Source organism: Pseudomonas sp. 05N434 (genome assembly GCF_056396965.1).
The window spans coordinates 1-2,588 of sequence record NZ_JBFTMK010000645.1 but is presented as its reverse complement, the minus strand read 5'-3'; the positions used below and the strand labels follow the sequence as shown (position 1 = coordinate 2,588).

The following is a 2,588-nucleotide window of genomic DNA, read 5'->3' as shown; positions in this document are numbered from 1 at the left end:
GGCTGATTCCGGTGGTGAACATTTTGATGATGCCGGCGGCCGTGGCTGGCGCGACGCTGTTCTGGGTGCGTGAGCGTGGCGCGGAGAATCTGGTGGCGGAACGCAGTTAATCGCGTCATATATCCATCATCCCACCGTCACAATGACGACATGGCCTCAGCCGACACTGAGGTCATGACGACAGCTCTGCATATCACCCTGATCACCGAAACCTTCCCCCCGGAAATCAACGGCGTGGCCAATACTCTTGGCCGCTTGTTCGACGGTTTGCGCGCGCGCGGGCATCAGGTCGAGTTGGTGCGGCCACGTCAGGGCGGCGACCCGCTGATCGGCAGCAATGATGAGTTGCTGCTGTGTCGAGGCTGGCCGCTGCCGGGTTATCCCGGCCTGCAATGGGGCCAGTCGTCGATGCACAAGCTGCTGCGGCGCTGGAAGCGCCATCGCCCGGACGTGTTGTACATCGCCACCGAAGGACCGCTGGGGTTGTCGGCGTTACGCGCGGCACGACGTTTGGGGATTTCGGTGGTTAGCGGCTTTCATACCAATTTTCAGCAGTATTCCAGCCAGTATGGGCTCGGGTTGCTGACGCGCTTGCTGACCCACTACCTGCGCTGGTTTCACAATCGCTCGACCCTGACCCTGGTGCCCAGCGCCAGCCAGCGACTGGAGCTGGAGCGGCGCAGTTTCGAGCGTCTGGCGTTACTCTCTCGAGGCGTCGACAGCCAGTTGTTTCATCCGGTCAAACGACTGAAACCGCTGCGTGAGCAATGGGGACTGGCCGAGGATGACATCGCCTTCATCCACGTAGGACGCCTGGCCCAGGAGAAGAATCTTGGCCTGCTCAAGCGTAGTTTCGACGCGCTGAAAACCACTTATCCACAGCGCAACATGAAATTGATTGTGGTCGGTGACGGTCCGCAACGATCGGCGCTGGAAAAGGAATTGCCCGAGGCGATTTTTTGCGGCTCACAACGCGGCGAAGCGCTGGCCAGTCACTATGCCTCGGGGGATGTGTTTCTGTTTCCGAGCCTGACCGAAACCTTCGGCAATGTGGTGCTTGAGGCATTGGCCTCAGGGCTGGGGGTGGTGGCGTACGATCAGGCTGCGGCGGCTCAGCATATTCGCCATGGCTATAACGGCGTATTGGCCATGCCCGGGGATGAACAGGCGTTCTGCGATGCGGCACGTTGGCTGCTGGAGGAGCGCGAAACCTTGCGCTGCATGCGGCTCAATGCCCGCCAGCATGCAAGCCGTCAGGGCTGGGCGGCGATTATCGAGCAGTTCGAGGGGCAGTTGCGGGGGGCTTGTGCGCAGGAACAGGTTCTATCCGATGCGGCGTTGTTACCTTAAAAGCTTCGCGGGCAAGCCTCGCCCTTGTAGGAGCGAGGCTTGCCCGCGATATAGGCCTTTCCTGACGCCGCTTAAACCAGCGTCATTAACGCATCACGGCTGAACGGCAGGATGTCCTGCTCACGACCGTCACGCACTTTCTGCGCCCAGTCCGGGTCCACCAACAACGCACGCCCCACCGCCACCAGGTCGAACTCATCGTTATTCAACCGCTCCAGCAGTTTTTCCAGGCTGGCCGGCTGTGCGATCTTGTCGGTGTTGACCATGAATTGCAGGAACTCGCCATCCAGGCCGACGCTGCCAACGGTGATGGTCGGCTTGCCGGTGAGCTTGCGGGTCCAGCCGGCCAGGTTCAGTTCGGAACCGTCGAACTCCGGCTCCCAGAAACGGCGTGTCGAGCAGTGGAAAATATCCACGCCGGCGTCGGACAACGGCTTGAGAAATTCGCCCAACGCCTCTGACGTCTGCACCAGTCGCGCGGCGTAGTCCTGCTGCTTCCACTGGGAGAAACGGAAGATGATCGGGAATCCCTCGCCGACTGCTGCGCGCACCGCCTGAATCAATTCGATGGCGAAGCGCGAACGGCTGGCCAGGCTGCCACCGTATTCGTCGGTGCGCTGGTTGCTGCCTTCCCAGAAGAACTGGTCCACCAGATAACCATGGGCACCGTGGATTTCCACGCCGTCCATGCCGATGCTCTGGGCGTCTTTGGCGGCTTGGGCGAACGCAGCGATMACCTCCTGGATATCCTGCTGGGTCATGCCGTGAACCACGACCTGTCCGTCTTTCAGTTTTTCCGACGGACCATAACCTGGCACGCTGGCATCCGGCTCGGTGCCGATACGGCGCACGCTGCCCACATGCCACAGCTGCGGAACGATCTTGCCGCCTTCGGCATGCACTGCATCGACGACTTTTTTCCAGCCGGCCAGTGCGGCTTCACCGTAGAAGTGCGGCACGTTCGGGTAACCGTTGGAGGCCTTGTGACCGACCGTGGTGCCTTCGGTGATGATCAGGCCAACTCCGGCGGCAGCGCGGCGACGGTAGTATTCAAYCACTTTGGAGTTGGGCACGCCGCCCGGCGAAAACGAGCGGGTCATCGGTGCCATGACGACGCGGGTCGGCAGTTCGAGAGCGCCGAGGTGAAAAGGCTTGAACAGGGCTTTGACAGGCATTGGACGCTCCACGGGACATAGGCTTTATGACGGCGATAATATGGAGAGCGCCCTGCCTTGAAC

2 protein-coding genes and 1 pseudogene are annotated in these 2,588 nt (G+C 61.0%); 2 read left to right on the top strand and 1 reads right to left on the bottom strand.

Annotated features, from left to right (window positions below; genetic code table 11):
• Positions 1–110: pseudogene (locus AC1DLB_RS27370) on the top strand (sulfate transporter CysZ); the annotation flags it as partial.
• Positions 111–150: 40 nt separating this feature from the next.
• The gene (locus AC1DLB_RS27365) at positions 151–1,350 is read left to right on the top strand and encodes a glycosyltransferase family 4 protein (protein ID WP_477743244.1); all 1,200 of its coding nucleotides are present in this window, start codon (positions 151–153) and stop codon (positions 1,348–1,350) included.
• A 71-nt stretch (positions 1,351–1,421) separates the two neighbouring features.
• On the opposite strand, the gene AC1DLB_RS27360 is transcribed toward AC1DLB_RS27365, so the two are convergent.
• A complete protein-coding gene (locus AC1DLB_RS27360; RefSeq protein ID WP_477786038.1) occupies positions 1,422–2,525 on the bottom strand; it encodes an NADH:flavin oxidoreductase in 1,104 nt (367 codons plus the stop codon).
• Positions 2,526–2,588: the final 63 nt, after the last annotated feature.